Here is a 966-nt window from a genome sequence, read left to right as displayed (position 1 = left end):
GTATCGTGTCAAGGTTTCTGGCGGACCTTGCACTATTCCGCCTGATGAAGTCCTGCCTCAGGTTGCGGTCAAGGTCCCAGTGCATGCTTTCTATTGCCCAATGCATTCTGGCTATTGTACTCAGCCGCCTGGCACTTCCGTGAAAACTGGAGACATAGAACCTCCTCTCGGAAGATTTCTGACCATCAGATTTTCTCTCCGTTGCAGTCCGTATTTCGACAACCGTCAGATTTCCATTCCACTTTTTCCTGTCCGTAATCAGGTCATTTCCACGAAAGATACGGCATACTCTGGTCTCTATTCTGCCATGTTCAAGAAAAGGGCCTTCCGAATATACATCCACAGGCTCTGCAAGTTCGACATTGTCCTCAACCCCATATCGCAGAGTTCTCTGGTTTGCCTTCAGCTCGATAAGGAAATCACCGCCTTTTTCCCGGATTTTATCTATGATGGCTTTCTGGAAGGACATGGCGTCTGCCGTAACTATGCATCCTGACACATCCACCTTGTCCAACAGTTTGGGTACGGAAGTTATCTCGTTGCTTTTTTCTTCACACATGTCCGTGGCAAGGGTGAAACCTCCTTCAAGGGAATAGGCGGATACGATGTCGGGGGTGCGTCCGTTTTCAAGTACCGTCCCTCTCATTGCCTTGCCGTCAATACAGAGGATGTCTCCGGCACAACCGACAAGCTCATCATGGAAGGTGGAGGTAAATTCAGACATCCGCTCAGACATGGCTTCATCATCAATATGTTTGAATATACGGCAGAGCGTAGTTCAGAAGGCACACCGTCCAACAAAATTCCTAAAGAGCGGAAGCGTTTCAGATTACGCTCGCCGAATCTGATTATATCCGGTCTTGTCATACACTTGCCCAGCCGTCCGAGTATTACAGGAGAGATATCTTCCAGCTTGTATTTGTAGTTCCCTTGTCTGTCCTGCGGTATCCGGCACTGATTTCACAA

1 protein-coding gene is annotated in these 966 nt (G+C 48.4%); it reads right to left on the bottom strand.

The genetic code is table 11. The annotated features are described in order from the left end of the window. Positions 1-736: ISAs1 family transposase (locus tag BACCOP_RS00010; RefSeq protein WP_007564728.1), on the bottom strand; the 736-nt coding region annotated here is incomplete at its 3' end. Between the last annotated feature and the right edge of the window lie 230 nt (positions 737-966).

Origin of the sequence: Phocaeicola coprocola DSM 17136, assembly GCF_000154845.1 — a bacterium.
Taxonomy (GTDB): Bacteria; Bacteroidota; Bacteroidia; order Bacteroidales; family Bacteroidaceae; genus Phocaeicola; species Phocaeicola coprocola.
Note: the sequence above shows the minus strand (reverse complement) of the source record. Positions and strands in the feature narration are given on the sequence as shown.